Source organism: Pseudomonas entomophila, from assembly GCF_013523165.1.
GTDB classification, from domain to species: Bacteria; Pseudomonadota; Gammaproteobacteria; order Pseudomonadales; family Pseudomonadaceae; genus Aquipseudomonas; species Aquipseudomonas entomophila_A.
Genome location: NZ_JAAMQI010000006.1, coordinates 90,413 through 108,513 on the forward strand (window position 1 = coordinate 90,413; position 18,101 = coordinate 108,513).

Consider the following 18,101-nt stretch of genomic DNA (forward strand, 5'->3'; position numbering starts at 1 on the left):
CGTCATGGCCTTCGAAGCAATGTTCCAGCCGATCCAGATCGGCAAACTGACCATCCGTAACCGTGTGCTCAGTACCGCCCACGCCGAGGTGTACGCCACCGACGGCGGGATGACCACCGATCGTTACGTCAAGTACTACGAAGAGAAGGCCAAGGGCGGCATTGGCATGGCGATCTGCGGTGGATCGTCCGTGGTAGCCATCGACAGCCCCCAGGAATGGTGGGCGTCGGTGAACCTGTCGACCGACCGGATCATCCCGTATTTCCAGAACTTGGCCGATGCCATGCACAAGCATGGCGCCAAGATCATGATTCAGATCACCCACATGGGGCGGCGTTCGCGCTGGGACGGCTTCAACTGGCCGACCCTGATGTCGCCGTCCGGTATCCGTGAACCCGTGCACCGGGCCACCTGCAAGACCATCGAGCCCGAGGAAATCTGGCGGGTGATCGGCAACTACGCCCAGGCGGCGCGCCGTGCCAAGGAAGGCGGCCTCGATGGCGTCGAACTGTCGGCCGTGCACCAGCACATGATCGACCAGTTCTGGAGCCCGCGCGTCAACAAGCGGACCGACGAATGGGGCGGCAGCTTCGAGGGCCGCATGAAGTTCGGCCTGGAAGTGCTCAAGGCCGTGCGCGCCGAGGTCGGTGACGACTTCTGCGTCGGCATGCGCATCTGTGGTGACGAGTTCCACCCGGACGGCCTCAGCCACGAAGACATGAAGGAAATCGCCAAGTACTACGATGCCACCGGCATGGTCGATTTCTTCGGCGTGATCGGCTCGGGGTGCGACACGCACAACACCCTGGCCAACGTCATTCCCAACATGAGCTACCCGCCGGAGCCGTTCCTGCACCTGGCGGCCGGCATCAAGGAAGTGGTCAAGGTCCCGGTCCTGCACGCGCAGAACATCAAGGACCCGAACCAGGCACAGCGCATCCTCGAAGGCGGCTACGTCGACATGGTCGGCATGACCCGCGCGCACATGGCCGACCCGCACCTGATCGCCAAGATCAAGATGGGCCAGGTCGACCAGATCAAGCAGTGCGTCGGTGCCAACTACTGCATCGACCGTCAGTACCAGGGTCTGGACGTGCTGTGCATCCAGAACGCCGCGACCTCCCGTGAGTACATGGGCGTGCCGCACATCATCGAGAAATCCACCGGGCCCAAGCGCAAGGTGGTGGTGGTCGGTGCTGGCCCTGCCGGGATGGAAGCTGCACGGGTCGCGGCTGAACGTGGCCACGACGTGACCGTGTTCGAGAAGAAGGAGCAGATCGGCGGGCAGATCACCATCGCCGCCAAGGCGCCGCAACGCGACCAGATCGCCGGTATCACCCGCTGGTACCAGCTGGAGTTCGCCCGCCTGAAGATCGATCTGCGCCTGGGCACTGCCGCGGATGTCGACACGATCAAGGACCTGCGTCCGGACATCATCGTGCTGGCCGTCGGCGGTCACCCGTTCGTCGAGCAGAACCCGCACTGGGGTGCTGAAGAAGGCCTGGTGGTGAGCAGCTGGGACGTGCTGGACGGCAAGGTCGCACCGGGCAAGAACGTGCTGGTCTACGACACCATCTGCGAGTTCACCGGCATGTCCACCGCCGACTTCATCGCCGACAAGGGCAGCCAGGTCGAGATCGTCACCGACGACATCAAGCCGGGCGTGGCCATGGGCGGGACGACCTTCCCGACGTACTACCGCAGCATGTACCCCAAGGAAGTGATCATGACCGGCGACATGATGCTGGAAAAGGTCTACCGCGAGGGCGACAAGCTGGTGGCGGTGCTCGAGAACGAATACACCGGCGGCCGCGAAGAGCGTGTGGTCGACCAGGTGGTGATCGAGAACGGCGTGCGGCCCGACGAGGCGCTGTACTACGCCCTCAAGGACGGTTCGCGCAACAAGGGCCAGATCGACGTCGAGGCGCTGTTCGCCATCCAGCCACAGCCGATCCTGTCGCAACCGGGCGAAGGCTACCTGCTGTATCGCATCGGCGACTGCGTGGCCCAGCGTAACGTGCATGCGGCGATCTACGACGGCCTGCGGTTGTGCAAGGACTTCTGATCGCGTCCGTATCGACCCCGTCCTGACGGACGGGATTGGTTCCTCTGTGGGAGCGGGCTTGCCCGCGATGTGCCAGTACACGCAACGGTGTTGTCTGATCTGACGCATTCGCGGGCGAGCCCGCTCCCACAGGGGTCAGCGTCGCCCTCGAGCGCGGCGCGCAATCGCAGTTGTTGTGGGAGCCTCCCATGTTGAACACCCTGATACCCATCCTCCTGTTCGCCGCACTGGCACTGGCCGTGCTGGGGGCCGTGCGCCGCATGCGCATGTGGCGCCGTGGCCGTCCGTCCAAGGTGAACGTGCTCGGCGGCCTCCTGGCCGTGCCACGTCGCTACCTGGTCGACCTGCACCATGTGGTCGGGCGCGACAAGTACATCTCCAATACCCACGTGGCCACCGCAGGCGGCTTCGTATTGTCGGCCCTGCTGGCCATCGCGGTGTACGGCTTCGGCCTGCAGAGCCAGATCCTCGGCTACGCGCTGCTGGTGGCCACGGCCGTCATGTTCACGGGTGCCCTTTTCGTCTACAAGCGCCGCGTGAACCCGCCGGCCCGCCTGTCCAAAGGGCCGTGGATGCGGCTGCCCAAGAGCCTGCTGGTGTTCGCTGCGACCTTCTTCGTCGCCACCTTGCCGGTGGCGGGCATCCTGCCGGCCGGCACCGGCGGCTGGATTCTGGTCGGCCTGCTGTGCCTGGGCGTGTTCTGGGGCGTGTCCGAGATGTTCTTCGGCATGACCTGGGGCGGGCCGATGAAGCACGCCTTCGCCGGTGCCCTGCACCTGGCCTGGCACCGTCGCCCCGAACGTTTCGGGGGTGGCCGCTCCAGCGGGCTCAAGCCGATCGACCTGGAAGACCCCAACGCCCTGCTGGGCGTGGAAAAGCCGGCCGACTTCACCTGGAACCAGCTGCTGGGCTTCGACGCCTGCGTGCAGTGCGGTCGCTGCGAGGCGATGTGCCCGGCGTTCGCCGCCGGTCAGCCGCTCAACCCGAAGAAGCTGATCCAGGACATGGTCGTGGGCCTGGCCGGTGGCACCGATGCCCGGTTCGCCGGCAGCCCGTACCCTGGCAAACCGATCGGCGAGCACGGCGGTGGCCCGCACCAGCCGATCGTCAACGGCCTGGTCGATGCCGAGACGCTGTGGTCGTGCACCACCTGCCGTGCCTGCGTCGAGGAATGCCCGATGATGATCGAGCACGTCGATGCCATCGTCGACATGCGCCGGCACCTGACGCTGGAAAAAGGCGCCACGCCGAACAAGGGCGCCGAGGTGCTGGAAAACCTGATCGCCACCGACAACCCGGGCGGCTTCAACCCGGGCGGACGGATGAACTGGGCCGCCGACCTGAACATGCAATTGCTCGGCGAGGTCAAGCGCACCGAGGTGCTCTTCTGGGTCGGTGATGGCGCGTTCGACATGCGCAACCAGCGCACCCTGCGCGCCTTCGTCAAAGTCCTCAAGGCCTCTGGCGTGGACTTCGCCGTTCTCGGTCTGGAAGAGCGTGACAGCGGCGACGTGGCCCGCCGTCTGGGCGACGAGGCGACGTTCCAGCAACTGGCCAAGCGCAACATCCAGACCTTGAGCAAGTACAGCTTCCAGCGCATCGTCACCTGCGATCCGCACAGCTTCCACGTGCTCAAGAACGAATACGGCGCCCTGGGCGGCGAGTACCAGGTGCAGCACCACAGCACCTACATCGCCGAACTGATCGCGGCCGGCAAGCTCAACCTCGGGCAGCACAAGGGCGGCAGCGTGACCTATCACGACCCGTGCTACCTGGGCCGCTACAACGGTGAATACGAGGCCCCGCGCGAGGTCCTGCGTGCCCTGGGCATCGAGGTCCGCGAGATGGAGCGTTCGGGCTTCCGCTCACGCTGCTGCGGCGGTGGCGGCGGTGCGCCGATCACCGACATCCCCGGCAAGCAGCGGATTCCCGACATGCGCATGGAAGACATTCGTGAAACCCAGGCCGAGGTGGTCGCGGTCGGATGCCCGCAATGCACGGCCATGCTCGAAGGTGTGGTCGAACCTCGGCCACAGATCAAGGACCTGGCCGAACTGGTGGCCGACGTGCTGATCGAGGGCGAAGCCCCGGCCTCGGCACGCCAGGCTGCGCCCGCCAAGCCTGAACTCGCGGAGGTGCACTGATGAGCGATATCATTCGTCGCGACCCACGGGTCGAGTGGATTGCCCGTAACCGTCTGCACCCGCTGCATGCGGCGATGCAGACGCAGCAGACCCAATGGATGGGCCCCAATGGCGTGATGCGCAAGAACACCCATGCCATCGCGGCGGGGTTCATGGGCCCCAACGGCCTCAAGCGCATCGACCGCAGTGGTGCCCAGCAGGGCACTGTAGGGGGCACACGCCGTGGCGCAGCCGCCGACGTGCAGTTGCCGTTGCATCAGGTACTGAACCCTGCGTTCTACGTCGCCGTGGTGCCTGACATGATCGGCGGACGCCTGGGCGCCTACGATCGCGACGTGCTGGGCCTGGCGCGCAGCCTGGCAGGCAACGAGGGCGCGGTTCTGGCCATCGTGTTCGGCGAGCACAAGGAGAACCACTTCGACACCGCAGGCGTCGACCGCCTGCTGCTGATCGAAGGTGACCAATACCAAGGCTATGCGCCTGAGCAACTGGTGCAAGGCCTGCGTGCAGTGGATAACCAGTTCTCGCCGCGGCACTGGCTGCTGCCGGACAGCCGCGGCAGTGGCGGCGAGCTGGGGCGACGCCTGTCGGCGACGCTGGGCGAGCGGCCGGCGACGCGCGTCTGGCAGGTCAAGGACGGCCAGTGCATCGGGCGTGCCGGTGCCGGGCAGCAGGACCTGCAGCGCAGTGTGCCGCGGGTGATCCTGGCTGCGCCCGAGTGCGCCGAGCCTGTCAGCGAAACGCGTCACGAGGCGCTGCCGGTGGAGCTTTCCGTACAGGTGCCACGCAGCCTGTCACGCATCGAAGACCTCGGGTCGGTCGCGGTCGACCCTGCCTCCATCGCCATGGCCGAATCGGAGTTCATCGTGTCCGGCGGCAATGGCGTCAAGGACTGGGACCTGTTCCACCGGGCTACCGCCGCACTGGGGGCGACCGAGGGCGCTTCACGAGTGGCGGTCGACGACGGCTTCATGCCACGCAACCGCCAGGTCGGCGCGACCGGTACCTGGGTCACGGCGCGGGTCTACGTGGCCGTGGGGATTTCCGGGGCTGTCCAGCACCTGCAAGGCATCGGTGCCTGCGAGAAGGTGGTGGCGATCAACATGGACCCGGGGTGCGACATGATCAAGCGCGCGGATCTTTCGATCATCGGCGACAGCACGGCGGTGCTCCAGGCACTGATCGAAGCGGTTCAGGCGTTACGTGGAAACGAGCAGCGTGACGCAGCCTGAGGAGGCAAGCATGAAGACCAAAGTCATCAGCCTGGTGTCGATCGGTTCGCACCCAGGCTCAGGTCGCGCTCGGCGCGCCGAGCAGGATGCACGGGCCGTGGAACTGGGCCTGCAACTGGCTGGGGAAACACTGCAGGTCGTGCATGCCGGCGATCCTCGCGAAGAGGCCTTGCGCGGTTACCTGGGGATGGGCCTGGACCATCTGGACGTACTCGAGCAGCCCGCCGGGGCGGACGTGCTGGGCGTGCTGACCGATTACCTGAGAGAGGCCGGTGCGCAACTGGTACTGACTGGCAGCCAGGCCGAAACCGGCGAGGGCTCGGGCATGCTGCCGTTCCTGCTCGCCGAGCGCCTGGGTTGGCCATTGGTGGTCGGCCTGGCGGAGGTAGAGTCGATCGAGAATGGCACCGCGCACGTCCTTCAGGCATTGCCTCGAGGGCAGCGGCGACGTCTCAAGGTACGGCTGCCCGTGCTGGCGACCGTCGACACCGCTGCGCCCAAACCGCGCCAGAGTGCCTTCGGTCCGGCACGACGAGGCGTGCTGGCCGCACGCACCGCAGCGATCGAAGAAGACGACCTGCTGGCCGAGGCCGAGCTGCAACCGGCCAAGCCACGACCCAAGCGCCTGAAGGTGATCAAGGCCAAGAGCGGCGCTGACCGGATGAAAGCGGCGACGGCCAAGGCCAGTGGGGGCGGTGGCAAGGTGCTCAAGGATGCTTCACCGCAGGAGGCGGCGCAGGCCATCATCAAATTGCTGGTGGAGGAGGGTGTCGTGCGCTGACGGCGCCTGACGAAGCTTCACCTGGCAGTTCTATCAGTTTCCACACCGGGGCCTTTTCGCTAGATTGCATGTCGAGCGAGGAGGCCCTATGAACTCTGGACGTATCTCAAGAAACCCGCTGCCTGACCGTGTGACAACGGCCTTGGCACGCTCTGGCAGGCTTTATACGGCCTACGGTTTCAGCGCTCAGGGTTCAGGCCTTTCACTGGCATTCAACGGTGAGCCTCGCGATCCCCTCACAGGTCATGACCATCTGGGCAATGGTCGACGGACATTCAACCCGGTCCTGATGCGGTTTCACTCGGCGGATACGTTAAGCCCTTTCGGTGCGGGCGGCATCAACGCGTATGCCTATTGTGGCGGCGACCCCATTGGTCGAAAGGATCCTTCCGGTCAACAGTGGCTTCCGGCGATGGTGCAGGGTACGGCCTTTCTCGCGAGTGCGGCGACCGGGCTGTCCGCCATCAACCGGACCGCCGCCGGCATCGTCAGGCGTCGTGTCGCCTTGATTCAAAGTCTACCCCCACCCTCTCAACCACTGAGTGCGCGAGTGGCCAATACTGGGCATTTCCTGGGAGCCGGAACGTTGGCGATAGCGGCACGGTCAATGTCGCTGGTAGGAGGGCTGCCCAGTGCGCCAACCAGTCCCATTGCAACTCACGCTGCGGCTTATCTCACGGCGGGTGCGGTATTGGTAACGGCGGGAACTGGACTCCTGGCCAAACCGATTTTCACGCAGTGGTGGCGGCAGGCAGGCATGCATGGAATATCACGCATGGGCGTGTTGGGCGAATCTGTCTACCAGGCCTCAGGTGTCGGTCTGGTGGTCGAAGGTGTCACGAGCGCCATGGTAGCCATGGGCAGAGGTGTTTCGCGCTCGTACATGCACGTGCGCGGATGGCTGAGCCATTATTGGGAGAACACGGCAAGGGGGCAGGAGATTCGCGATCCTGCACAGCATGTGTGAGACATGCCCCATTCCCAGAGGAATGGGGCGGTGCCATCACTGCGTCTTAACTTCCTTGAGATAGGGCGCAGGCTCAGCCCCGAGGTTGTTCAACACCCGCTCGCTGTACCAGTCGATGAAGTTCACCACACCGAACTCGTAGGTCTTGGAGTACGGCCCCGGCTGGTAGGCCGTGGAGTTGATGCCGCGTTGGTTCTCCTCGGCCAGGCGACGGTCCTGGTCGTTGGTGGCGTCCCACACCTTGCGCATGTTCGCCGGGTCGTAGTCGACGCCTTCGACGGCATCCTTGTGCACCAGCCACTTGGTGGTGACCATCGACTCCTGGGCGCTGATCGGCCAGACGGTGAAGACGATCATGTGATCGCCCATGCAGTGGTTCCAGGCATGCGGCAGGTGCAGGATGCGCATCGAGCCCAGGTCCGGGTTCTGAATGCGGCCCATCAGCTTCTTGCACGCCGGCTTGCCGTCCATGGTCATCGACACGGTGCCCTTGAGCAGCGGCATGCGCACGATGCGGTTACGCAGGCCGTGGCTCTTGTGCAGGTACGGAATCTTCTCGGCTTCCCAGGCGGCGGAACAGGCCGCGACCTGGTCCTTGAATTCCTGGCTGGCACGTGGATCGTTGGTGTCGTCGAACTCCAGCAGGGTCTGCAGCAGCTCGGGGTGCGAGCCGTTGCAGTGGTAGCACTCGCGGTTGTTTTCCAACACCAGCTTCCAGTTGGCCTTCTCGAACAGTTGGGTCTGTACCGCGACCTTCGTGTTCTCCATGTCGTACGGTTCCATGTAGTGGTCGAGCGTGGCCAGGAACTCGTCGATCGCCGGCGGGTTCTCGGCCAGGCTGATGAAGATGTAGCCACCGGCGACCTTCACGTTGACCGGCTTGAGGCCGTACTGGGCCATGTCGAAGTCGGTGCCCATCTCGGTGCCGGCGAACAGCAGGCGACCATCGAGCTCGTAGGTCCACTGGTGGTACGGGCAGACCAGCTTGGCCACCTTGCCCTTGTCGCTGACGCACAGGCGCGAACCGCGGTGACGGCAGACGTTGTGGAAGGCATGCACCTTGCCTTCGGTGCCGCGCACCACCAGGATCGGGTTCTTGCCGATCTGCAGGGTGATGTAATTGCCCTTGGCCGGGATCTCACAGGTCATGCCAGCGATCAGCCACTCCTTGTGGAAGATCTCCTGCATGTCGATCTGGAACAGGCGCTCGTCGGTGTAGAACGGCTGTGGCAGCGAGTAGGTGCGCTCGCGGGTCTGCAGCATCTCGGCGGTAGCCTTGCGTGCAGGTTCCAGTGGATCGCCCAGGCTCAGGGTTGCGGTGACGTCCATCGTATCGGTCCTCTTGGCCGCAGGCGGCCAACGAAAAGTGGCTAATCGTTCTTGTTGTGCCGCAAGGCTGTTTACAGGAAACAGCGTGTTCATTTGCGGTGGAGTGTGCGTTCGCCGCCGTCCCGATCCGTATCCATGGGCGACATGGCCGAATCCGTTCCCGACGCGCCAGCCCTTGCCGCACAAGGCTGGTCGCGATAAGCACGCCGACGTCGTAGATAGGCAAGTGCGGCCTGTCGGGCTTGCGCATCATCGACGCATAAAAAATGCCGTTGTCGGCTGTTGGAGACGAACATGTCCAATCCTTTCCTCAATCCGGTCACCACCCAGACCTGGGCCAATGGCCGCCACGTCGTGCGCTGCGTCAAGGTCATCCAGGAAACCTGGGACGTGCGGACCTTCTGTTTCATGGCCGACCAGCCAATCATGTTCTTCTTCAAACCTGGGCAGTTCGTGACCCTCGAACTGGAGATCGAAGGCCAGCAGGTGATGCGCTCCTACACCATCTCCAGCTCGCCGTCGGTACCCTACAGTTTCTCGGTGACGATCAAGCGCGTACCGGGGGGCAAGGTCTCGAACTGGCTGCACGACACCCTGCACGAGGGCCAGGAGCTGGCCGTGCACGGTCCGGTGGGGTTGTTTAATGCCATCGACTTCCCGGCGCCCAAGGTGCTGTACCTCAGCGGCGGTGTGGGCATCACGCCGGTGATGTCGATGGCACGCTGGTTCTACGACACCAACGCCAACGTCGACATGGTCTTCGTGCACAGTGCACGCTCGCCCAAGGACATCATCTACCACCGCGAGCTGGAACAGATGGCGTCGCGCGTGCCGAACTTCGGCTTGCACATCATCTGCGAGAAGCACGGGCTGGGTGAGCCCTGGGCCGGCTACCGGGGCTATCTGAACCACCGCCTGCTGGAGCTGATGGCGCCGGACTTCCTCGATCGCGAGATCTTCTGCTGCGGCCCGACGCCCTACATGAGCGCCGTCAAGCGCCTGCTCGAAGAAGCAGGCTTCGACATGAAGCGTTACCATGAGGAGTCCTTCGGCGCGACACCGGCAGAGGCCAAGGCCGACGCCGTGGAGCATGCCGAGCAGGCAGCCGACGCACCGGACGTACCGACGGCGGACCTGAACCTGGTGGAGTTCGTCGACAGCGGCAAGAGCATTCGCATCGCCCCGGGCGAGACCGTGCATGCCGCGGCGGCCAAGGTCGGCCTGATGATTCCGAAGGCCTGCGGCATGGGCATCTGCGGGACCTGCAAGGTGCTCAAGCTCGGTGGCGAAGTGGACATGGAGCACAACGGCGGCATCACCGAGGAAGACGAAGCCGAAGGGTACATCCTGTCGTGCTGCAGCGTGCCCAAGGGTGACGTGCGCATCGAGTACTGAGGCCGTTTTCTGCACGCTGGCAGCGGGTGGCCAGCGTCTCTTTCCTGCTGGGTTCTAGACGGACGGCCAGGCGTCTCCGGAACCCAACGCGCGCGCTCGAGTCCATGTGCCCACCGGGTAACAGATGTTACCGATATTTAATGGCAGGCACGGGCGCTTTTCTTTATCGTGTGCGCCCCCGCAACAACCGAGATAGCGCAATGTTGGAAGCATCCCTGAATACCCTCGAACAACTGGTCGGCGACCTGGTGCAGCAGAATGCCCGCCTGGCCGAGCAGAACGCCCAGCTCACGCAAGAGCTGTCCCAGTCCAAGGAAGAGAACGACACGCTGCAGCTGGCGTTGATGGAACACGAGGAAAAGCACGGTGCCACCGCCGCGCGCATCCAGGCGCTGGTCGCGCGCGCCAGCGCCGGTACCGTCGGCGCATGAGTTCGGTCAACGTCGTGTCGATCCTCGGCAGCGACTACTCGATTAAGGCGCCCGAGGGCCAGGAGCAGACGCTGGCGCAGGCCGTGCAGATGCTTCAGCGCTCGTTGAGCGAGACCAAGCGTCAGTACCCGACCCTGATCGGCGACAAGCTGCTGGTCCTGGCCGCGCTCAACCTGTGCTCGCGCCAGATCGACCTGCAGCGTGAGCACCAGCAGACGCTCGAGCGTTGTCAGGAACAGGTCAGCGCCACCGTGCAGACCCTCAGTCGCACGCTGGGTGAGGGCTGAGGGCGATCGGCTCGCTGGTCATGGCGTCGGTGTCGGCACGGGCGCCATCGCGGGCAAGCCCGCTCCCACAGGCCAGAGTGCCCGTGCCCTGTGCCTGAAACAGAGACCCGGTGGGAGCGGGCTTGCCCGCGATAGCGTCAGCCCCGCCACAGTACTCTTGCCAGGCCAGCCCGATCCTGTCAGTTCCTGAAGCTCTCAACCCGCCATGACCTGCCGGATATCCGCCGCCAGCGCCTGCACCCGCGCCACCTGAATGTCCCAGGAGCACATGAACCGCGCACCGCCGCTGCCGATGAAGGTGTAGAACCGCCACCCTTTGTCTCGCAAGGCCTCGAGGGCCGTTTCCGGCATCTGCAGGAACACCCCGTTGGCTTCGACCGGGAACATCAGGCTCACCCCGGGGATCTCGGCCACCAGGCGGCTCAACAGCTGCGCGCAGTGGTTGGCATGCTGGGCATGGCGCAGCCAGGCGCCGTCTTCCAGCAACCCGACCCAGGGCGCCGACAGAAAGCGCATCTTCGAGGCCAGCTGGCCGGCCTGCTTGCAGCGGTAGTCGAAGTCGGCTGCCAGGTCATGGTTGAAGAACAGGATCGCCTCGCCCACCGCCATGCCGTTCTTGGTCCCGCCGAAGCACAGCACATCCACGCCCGACTTCCAGGTCAGCTCGGCCGGCGTGCAGCCGAGGAACGCGCAGGCATTGCTGAACCGTGCCCCGTCCATGTGCAGGTTCAGGCCCAGCGCCTTGCAGGTCGCGCTGATGGCCTTGAGTTCGTCCGGGCGGTAGACGGTCCCCACCTCGGTGGCCTGGGTGAGCGTCACCACGCGGGGCTTGGGGTAGTGGATGTCCTGACGCTTGCTGGCCACCTCACGAATCGATTCGGGCGTGAGCTTGCCGCCGACGCTGGCTGCCGTGAGCAGTTTGGAGCCGTTCGAGAAGAACTCGGGCGCGCCGCATTCGTCGGTCTCGACGTGGGCGGTCTCCGAACAGATGACGCTGTGGTAGCTCTGGCACAGCGAGGCCAGGGCCAGTGAGTTGGCGGCCGTCCCGTTGAAGGCGAAGAACACTTCGCAGTCGGTTTCGAACAACTGCCGGAAATGATCGGCCGCGCGTTGCGTCCACTGGTCATCGCCGTAAGCGCGCTCGTGACCGAGGTTGGCCTGCTCCATCGCCGCCCAGGCTTCAGGGCAGATGCCGGAATAGTTGTCGCTGGCAAATTGCTGGTTGTTGTTATTCATGACCCAGTCCCGGAACGGTGAAAACGCACTCTAAACCATTGCCCGCCCTCTGCCTACGCACGCCCAGACCCCTGTTGGACACCCAGGATGAAGACGGACGCAGGCCCTCTGGCAAAGGCCTTTTCGGCGCCCTTATGTCGCGATACCAGGCTGTGCGCATGCCTTGCCTCGACACGCCCGACAGGCAGTCCATCCCCAGGTTCCGTCGTCTCGACCGAGCAATGTCGTAAACGCGCCATTGCAAGGCGTGCGCAGGCATCTGCCACACCCCGTCGCGGCCCTACCATCGCCGCAAAGGGTCGAAGTGCCCTCAATGACAAGAATGATCGCTGCCGGGAGAATCAAGATGTTCAGCAAGCAAGACCAGATTCAAGGTTACGACGATGCACTGCTGGCGGCGATCAATGCCGAAGAGCAGCGTCAGGAAGACCACATCGAGCTGATCGCCTCGGAAAACTACACCAGCAAGCGCGTGATGCAGGCTCAAGGCAGCGGCCTGACCAACAAATATGCCGAAGGGTACCCGGGCAAGCGTTACTACGGCGGTTGCGAGCATGTCGACAAGGTCGAGCAGCTGGCCATCGATCGCGCCAAGGAGCTGTTCGGTGCCGACTACGCCAACGTCCAGCCGCACTCCGGTTCGTCGGCCAACAGCGCCGTGTACCTGGCCCTGCTGCAGCCGGGCGATACCCTGCTGGGCATGAGCTTGGCCCATGGTGGTCACCTGACCCACGGCGCCAAGGTCTCGTCGTCCGGCAAGCTGTACAACGCCGTGCAGTACGGTATCGACACCGCCACCGGCCTGATCGACTACGACGAGGTCGAGCGCCTGGCCGTCGAGCACACGCCCAAGATGATCGTCGCCGGCTTCTCGGCCTATTCCAAGACCCTGGACTTCGCCCGTTTCCGCGAGATCGCCGACAAGGTCGGTGCACTGCTGTTCGTCGACATGGCCCACGTCGCCGGCCTGGTCGCCGCCGGCCTGTACCCGAACCCGATCCCGTTCGCCGACGTGGTCACCACCACCACCCACAAGACCCTGCGCGGTCCACGCGGTGGCCTGATCCTGGCCAAGTCCAACCCGGACATCGAGAAGAAGCTCAACGCCGCAGTCTTCCCCGGTGCCCAGGGTGGCCCGCTGATGCACGTCATCGCTGCCAAGGCCATGTGCTTCAAGGAAGCCCTGGAGCCTGAGTTCAAGACCTACCAGAAGCAGGTCATCGAGAACGCTCAGGCCATGGCCCAGGTCTTCATCGAGCGTGGCTACGACGTGGTCTCCGGCGGCACCGACAACCACCTGTTCCTGGTCAGCCTGATCCGTCAGGGTCTGACCGGCAAGGACGCCGATGCGGCCCTGGGCCGTGCTCACGTCACCGTCAACAAGAACGCCGTTCCCAACGATCCGCAGTCGCCGTTCGTCACCTCCGGCCTGCGCATCGGCACCCCAGCCGTCACCACCCGTGGCTTCAAGGTCGCCCAATGCGTGGCCCTGGCTGGCTGGATCTGCGACATCCTCGACAACCTCGGCGATGCCGATGTCGAAGCCGATGTCGCCCGGAACGTCGCCGCCCTGTGCGCGGACTTCCCCGTTTACCGCTGAGTGGGAGCTTTGATCATGAAACGCTTTTCAGGCTTCGGCCTTCTCAAACATTCCCTCAGCCACCACGAGAACTGGCAGCGCATGTGGCGCACGCCGACGCCGAAGAAAGTCTACGACGTGGTCATCGTCGGCGGTGGCGGTCACGGGCTGGCGACGGCCTACTACTTGGCCAAGGAACACGGCATCACCAACGTGGCCGTGATCGAGAAAGGCTGGTTGGGCGGCGGCAACACCGCGCGTAACACCACCATCGTGCGCTCCAACTACCTGTGGGACGAATCGGCCCGCCTGTACGAGCACGCCATGAAACTGTGGGAAGGCCTGTCCCAGGACCTCAACTACAACGTCATGTTCTCCCAGCGCGGCGTGTACAACCTGTGCCACACCCTGCAGGACATCCGTGACTCCGAGCGTCGGGTCAGCGCCAACCGCCTCAACGGCATCGACGGCGAACTGCTGAACACCGAACAGGTGGCGGCCGAGATCCCGTACCTGGACTGCTCGAAGAACACCCGCTATCCGATCCTCGGCGCCACCGTGCAGCGCCGCGGCGGCGTGGCCCGTCACGATGCCGTGGCCTGGGGCTTCGCCCGTGCCGCCGACGCCCTGGGCGTGGACCTGATCCAGCAGACCGAAGTGACTGGCTTTCGCAAGGAAAACGGCGCGGTCATCGGCGTCGAGACCAACAAGGGCTTCATCGGCGCCAAGCGCGTCGGTGTGGTCACCGCGGGCAACTCCGGGCACATGGCGCGCCTGGCCGGCTTCCGCCTGCCGCTGGAATCGCACCCCTTGCAGGCCCTGGTGTCCGAGCCGATCAAGCCGATCATCGACAGCGTGATCATGTCCAACGCCGTGCACGGCTACATCAGCCAGTCCGACAAGGGCGACCTGGTCATCGGCGCCGGCATCGACGGCTACGTGGGCTACGGTCAGCGCGGGTCGTACCCGGTCATCGAGCACACCGTCCAGGCCATCGTCGAGATGTTCCCGATCCTCTCGCGCGTGCGCATGAACCGTCAGTGGGGCGGCATCGTCGACACCTGCCCGGATGCGTGCCCGATCATCACCAAGACGCCGGTCAAGAACCTCTTCTTCAACTGCGGCTGGGGTACCGGTGGCTTCAAGGCCACCCCAGGCTCGGGCAACATCTTCGCGGCCAGCCTGGCCAAGGGCGAGATGCACCCGATCGCCAAACCCTTCTCGATGGATCGCTTCTACACCGGCGCATTGATCGACGAGCACGGCGCCGCCGCCGTCGCCCACTAATCGGAGACAACGTTCATGTTGCATATTTTCTGTCCCCACTGCGGCGAGCTGCGTTCCGAAGAAGAATTCCATCCTTCCGGACAGGCGCACATCGCACGCCCCCTGGACCCGGCGGCCTGCTCCGATGCGGAGTGGGGCGAATACGTGTTCTTCCGTGACAACCCCCGTGGCATCCACCACGAGCTGTGGGACCACGTCGCCGGCTGCCGCCAGTATTTCAACGTCACGCGTAACACCGAGACCTACGAGATCCTGGAATCCTACAAGATTGGCGAGAAGCCGAAGATGGCCGCTCGCGAACACACACCCGCTCAGTCGGCGGCCGTCAACGCACGGGGAGAAAACGTATGAGCCAGACCTATCGCCTCTCCAGCGGTGGCCGCGTCGACCGTAGCAAGGTGCTGAACTTTACCTTCAACGGCAAGAGCTACCAGGGCTATGCCGGTGACACGCTGGCCGCCGCGCTGCTGGCCAACGGTGTCGACATCGTCGGTCGCAGCTTCAAGTACTCGCGTCCTCGCGGGATCATCGCGGCCGGCTCCGAAGAGCCGAACGCGATCCTGCAGCTGGGCTCCAGCGAAGCGACCCAGATCCCCAACGTGCGTGCCACCCAGCAGGCGCTGTACGCCGGCCTGGTCGCCACCAGCACCAATGGCTGGCCGAACGTCAACACCGACGTGATGGGCATCATCGGCAAGGTCGGCGGCAACATGATGCCGCCCGGGTTCTACTACAAGACCTTCATGTACCCCAAGTCCTTCTGGATGACGTACGAGAAGTACATCCGCAAGGCCGCCGGCCTGGGCCGTTCGCCGTTGCAGAACGACCCGGACAGCTACGACTACATGAACCAGCACTGCGACGTGCTGATCGTCGGTGGCGGCCCTGCCGGCCTGGCGGCGGCCCTGGCTGCCGGGCGCAGTGGCGCCCGGGTGATCCTGGCCGACGAACAGGAAGAGTTCGGCGGTTGCCTGCTCGACAGCCGTGAAACCCTCGATGGCAAACCGGCTGCCGAGTGGGTCGCCGCTGCCGTGGCCGAACTGGAATCCCTGCCCGAAGTGACCCTGCTGCCACGCGCCACGGTCAACGGCTACCACGACCACAACTTCCTGACCATCCATGAGCGCCTGACCGACCACCTTGGCGATCGCGCACCGATCGGCCAGGTCCGTCAGCGCGTCCACCGTGTACGTGCCAAGCGCGTGGTGCTGGCAGCAGGCGCCCAGGAGCGTCCACTGGTCTACGGCAACAACGACCTGCCCGGCAACATGGTGGCCGGTTCGATCTCTACCTACGTGCGCCGTTATGGCGTGGCGCCAGGCCGCAAGCTGGTCCTGTCGACCAACAACGACCATGCCTACCGCGTGGCCCTGGACTGGCACGACGCCGGTCTGCAGGTGGTGGCCGTGGCCGATGCCCGCCACAACCCGCGCGGCTCGCTGGTCGAGGCGGCGCGTGCCAAAGGCATCCGTATCCTCACCTCCAGCGCCGTGATCGAGACCCGCGGTGGCAAGCATGTGACTGGTGCCCGCGTGGCGGCCATCGACGTGCCGGGCCATCAGGTCACCAGCCCGGGCGAATGGCTCGAGTGCGACCTGGTCGGCACCTCCGGTGGCTACAGCCCGGTGGTCCACCTGGCGTCGCACCTGGGTGGGCGTCCCGTGTGGCGTGAAGAGATTCTCGGCTTCGTGCCGGGCGATGCGCCGCAGAAACGCGTTTGCGTGGGTGGCGTCAATGGCATCTACGCTCTGGGCGACGTGCTGGCCGATGGGTTCGAAGGCGGCGTGCGCGCGGCCAACGAAGCCGGCTTCAAGGCCGTCGTCGGCACCTTGCCGAAAACCGTCGCGATCAAGGAAGAAGCTGCCGTCGCGCTGTTCCAGGTCCCGCACGACAAGGGCACCGCCCGTGCGCCCAAGCAGTTCGTCGATCAGCAGAACGACGTGACCGCCGCGGCCATCGAACTGGCGGTCCGCGAAGGCTTCGAGTCGGTCGAGCACGTCAAGCGCTACACCGCGCTGGGCTTCGGCACCGACCAGGGCAAGCTGGGCAACATCAACGGCCTGGCCATCGCTGCGCGCTCGATGGGCATCACCATCCCGCAGATGGGCACCACCATGTTCCGCCCCAACTACACGCCGGTGACCTTCGGCGCGGTAGCCGGGCGCCACTGTGGGCACATCTTCGAACCGGTGCGCTTCACCGCGCTGCACGCCTGGCACCTGAAGAACGGCGCCGAGTTCGAGGACGTTGGCCAGTGGAAGCGGCCGTGGTACTTCCCCAAGGCGGGCGAAGACATTCATACCGCTGTGGCCCGCGAGTGCAAGGCCGTGCGTGACAGCGTCGGCCTGCTCGATGCCTCGACACTGGGCAAGATCGACATCCAGGGCCCGGACGCGCGTGAATTCCTCAACCGCGTGTACACCAACGCCTGGACCAAGCTCGATGTGGGCAAGGCCCGTTACGGCCTGATGTGCAAGGAAGACGGCATGGTCTTCGACGACGGCGTCACTGCCTGTCTGGCCGACAACCACTTCCTGATGACCACTACCACCGGCGGCGCCGCCCGCGTGCTGCAATGGCTGGAGCTGTACCACCAGACCGAATGGCCGGAGCTGAAGGTGTACTTCACCTCGGTCACCGACCACTGGGCCACCTTGACCCTGTCCGGCCCCAACAGCCGCAAGCTGCTGGCCGAGGTCACCGACATCGACCTGGACAAGGACGCCTTCCCGTTCATGACCTGGAAGGAAGGGCTGGTCGGCGGTGTACCGGCACGGGTCTTCCGGATCTCGTTCACCGGCGAGCTGTCGTACGAAGTCAACATCCAGGCCAACTACGCCATGGGCGTCCTGGAAAAGATCGTCGAAGCCGGCAAGCAGTACAACCTGACGCCATACGGCACCGAGACCATGCACGTGCTGCGGGCCGAGAAGGGCTTCATCATCGTCGGTCAGGACACCGACGGCTCGATGAACCCGGACGACCTGAACATGAGCTGGTGCGTCGGCCGCAACAAGCCGTTCTCCTGGATCGGCCTGCGTGGCATGAACCGTCAGGACTGCCTGCGCGATGACCGCAAGCAACTGGTGGGCATCAAGCCGTTGGACCCGACCAAGTGGCTGGCCGAAGGCGCACAGATCATCCTCGATCCGCAGCAGCCGATGCCCCAGGAGATGGTGGGTCACATCACCTCCAGCTATGCCCACAACTCGCTGGGGTACTCCTTCGCGATGGGCGTGGTCAAGGGTGGCCTCAAGCGCATGGGCGAACGCATCTGGGTGTCGCAATCGGACGGCAGCGTGAGCGAGGCGGAGATCGTGTCCTCGGTCTTCTTCGACCCGAAAGGTGAACGTCAGAACGTCTGAGGC

14 protein-coding genes are annotated in these 18,101 nt (G+C 64.7%); 12 read left to right on the forward strand and 2 right to left on the reverse strand.

The genetic code is table 11. The features are described from left to right. The first annotated feature begins 4 nt into the window (after positions 1–4). The 5 genes from dgcA (at position 5) to G7Z99_RS06600 (ending at position 7,189) form a co-directional block, all read left to right on the forward strand. The gene (gene dgcA, locus G7Z99_RS06580) at positions 5–2,065 is read left to right on the forward strand and encodes a dimethylglycine demethylation protein DgcA (protein WP_181092761.1); all 2,061 of its coding nucleotides are present in this window, start codon (positions 5–7) and stop codon (positions 2,063–2,065) included. A gap of 188 nt (positions 2,066–2,253) precedes the next feature. After that, the gene (gene dgcB, locus G7Z99_RS06585; RefSeq protein WP_181092762.1) at positions 2,254–4,209 is read left to right on the forward strand and encodes a dimethylglycine demethylation protein DgcB; all 1,956 of its coding nucleotides are present in this window, start codon (positions 2,254–2,256) and stop codon (positions 4,207–4,209) included. Next, the gene (gene etfA / locus G7Z99_RS06590) at positions 4,209–5,441 is read left to right on the forward strand and encodes an electron transfer flavoprotein subunit alpha (protein ID WP_181092763.1); all 1,233 of its coding nucleotides are present in this window, start codon (positions 4,209–4,211) and stop codon (positions 5,439–5,441) included. Before dgcB ends, etfA begins: the two co-directional genes overlap by 1 nt. A gap of 10 nt (positions 5,442–5,451) precedes the next feature. Next, complete coding sequence (gene etfB / locus G7Z99_RS06595; RefSeq protein WP_181092764.1) at positions 5,452–6,222, forward strand: electron transfer flavoprotein subunit beta; 771 nt, start codon at positions 5,452–5,454, stop codon at positions 6,220–6,222. A gap of 88 nt (positions 6,223–6,310) precedes the next feature. Further along, entirely contained in the window at positions 6,311–7,189 is an 879-nt protein-coding gene (locus G7Z99_RS06600) for an RHS repeat-associated core domain-containing protein (protein WP_181092765.1), read from the forward strand. Positions 7,190–7,225: 36 nt separating this feature from the next. Here G7Z99_RS06600 and gbcA read toward each other — a convergent pair whose 3' ends face one another. Then, on the reverse strand, positions 7,226–8,518 hold the full coding sequence (gbcA, locus tag G7Z99_RS06605) for a glycine-betaine demethylase subunit GbcA (RefSeq protein WP_181092766.1): 1,293 nt from the start codon (positions 8,516–8,518) through the stop codon (positions 7,226–7,228). Positions 8,519–8,812: 294 nt separating this feature from the next. Here gbcA and gbcB point away from each other — a divergent pair, with 294 nt between their 5' ends. From gbcB to G7Z99_RS06620, 3 genes are all read left to right on the forward strand, one after another. Further along, the gene (gbcB, locus tag G7Z99_RS06610; RefSeq protein ID WP_181092767.1) at positions 8,813–9,913 is read left to right on the forward strand and encodes a glycine-betaine demethylase subunit GbcB; all 1,101 of its coding nucleotides are present in this window, start codon (positions 8,813–8,815) and stop codon (positions 9,911–9,913) included. Between the two features lie 200 nt (positions 9,914–10,113). Next, positions 10,114–10,344: a hypothetical protein gene (locus G7Z99_RS06615; protein ID WP_181092768.1), complete on the forward strand. Its 231-nt coding sequence runs from the start codon at positions 10,114–10,116 to the stop codon at positions 10,342–10,344. Continuing rightward, complete coding sequence (locus G7Z99_RS06620) at positions 10,341–10,631, forward strand: cell division protein ZapA (RefSeq protein WP_181092769.1); 291 nt, start codon at positions 10,341–10,343, stop codon at positions 10,629–10,631. Before G7Z99_RS06615 ends, G7Z99_RS06620 begins: the two co-directional genes overlap by 4 nt. A 195-nt stretch (positions 10,632–10,826) precedes the next feature. Here the strand turns inward: G7Z99_RS06620 and G7Z99_RS06625 are convergent, their stop codons facing one another. Further along, a complete protein-coding gene (locus tag G7Z99_RS06625) occupies positions 10,827–11,867 on the reverse strand; it encodes a threonine aldolase family protein (protein WP_181092770.1) in 1,041 nt (346 codons plus the stop codon). Between the two features lie 346 nt (positions 11,868–12,213). Between G7Z99_RS06625 and G7Z99_RS06630 the strand changes: the two genes are divergently transcribed. From G7Z99_RS06630 to G7Z99_RS06645, 4 genes are read left to right on the forward strand one after another with little or no spacing between them, the layout of a single operon-like run. Next, positions 12,214–13,467: a serine hydroxymethyltransferase gene (locus G7Z99_RS06630; protein ID WP_181092771.1), complete on the forward strand. Its 1,254-nt coding sequence runs from the start codon at positions 12,214–12,216 to the stop codon at positions 13,465–13,467. Positions 13,468–13,482: 15 nt separating this feature from the next. Next, positions 13,483–14,733: a sarcosine oxidase subunit beta family protein gene (locus G7Z99_RS06635; RefSeq protein ID WP_060392194.1), complete on the forward strand. Its 1,251-nt coding sequence runs from the start codon at positions 13,483–13,485 to the stop codon at positions 14,731–14,733. Between the two features lie 15 nt (positions 14,734–14,748). Continuing rightward, entirely contained in the window at positions 14,749–15,084 is a 336-nt protein-coding gene (locus tag G7Z99_RS06640; RefSeq protein WP_060392195.1) for a sarcosine oxidase subunit delta, read from the forward strand. Further along, positions 15,081–18,098 (forward strand): sarcosine oxidase subunit alpha, encoded by a 3,018-nt coding sequence (locus G7Z99_RS06645; RefSeq protein ID WP_181092772.1) that lies wholly within the window; start codon positions 15,081–15,083, stop codon positions 18,096–18,098. The genes G7Z99_RS06640 and G7Z99_RS06645 overlap by 4 nt, the downstream gene beginning before the upstream one ends. The last annotated feature ends 3 nt before the right edge of the window (positions 18,099–18,101 follow it).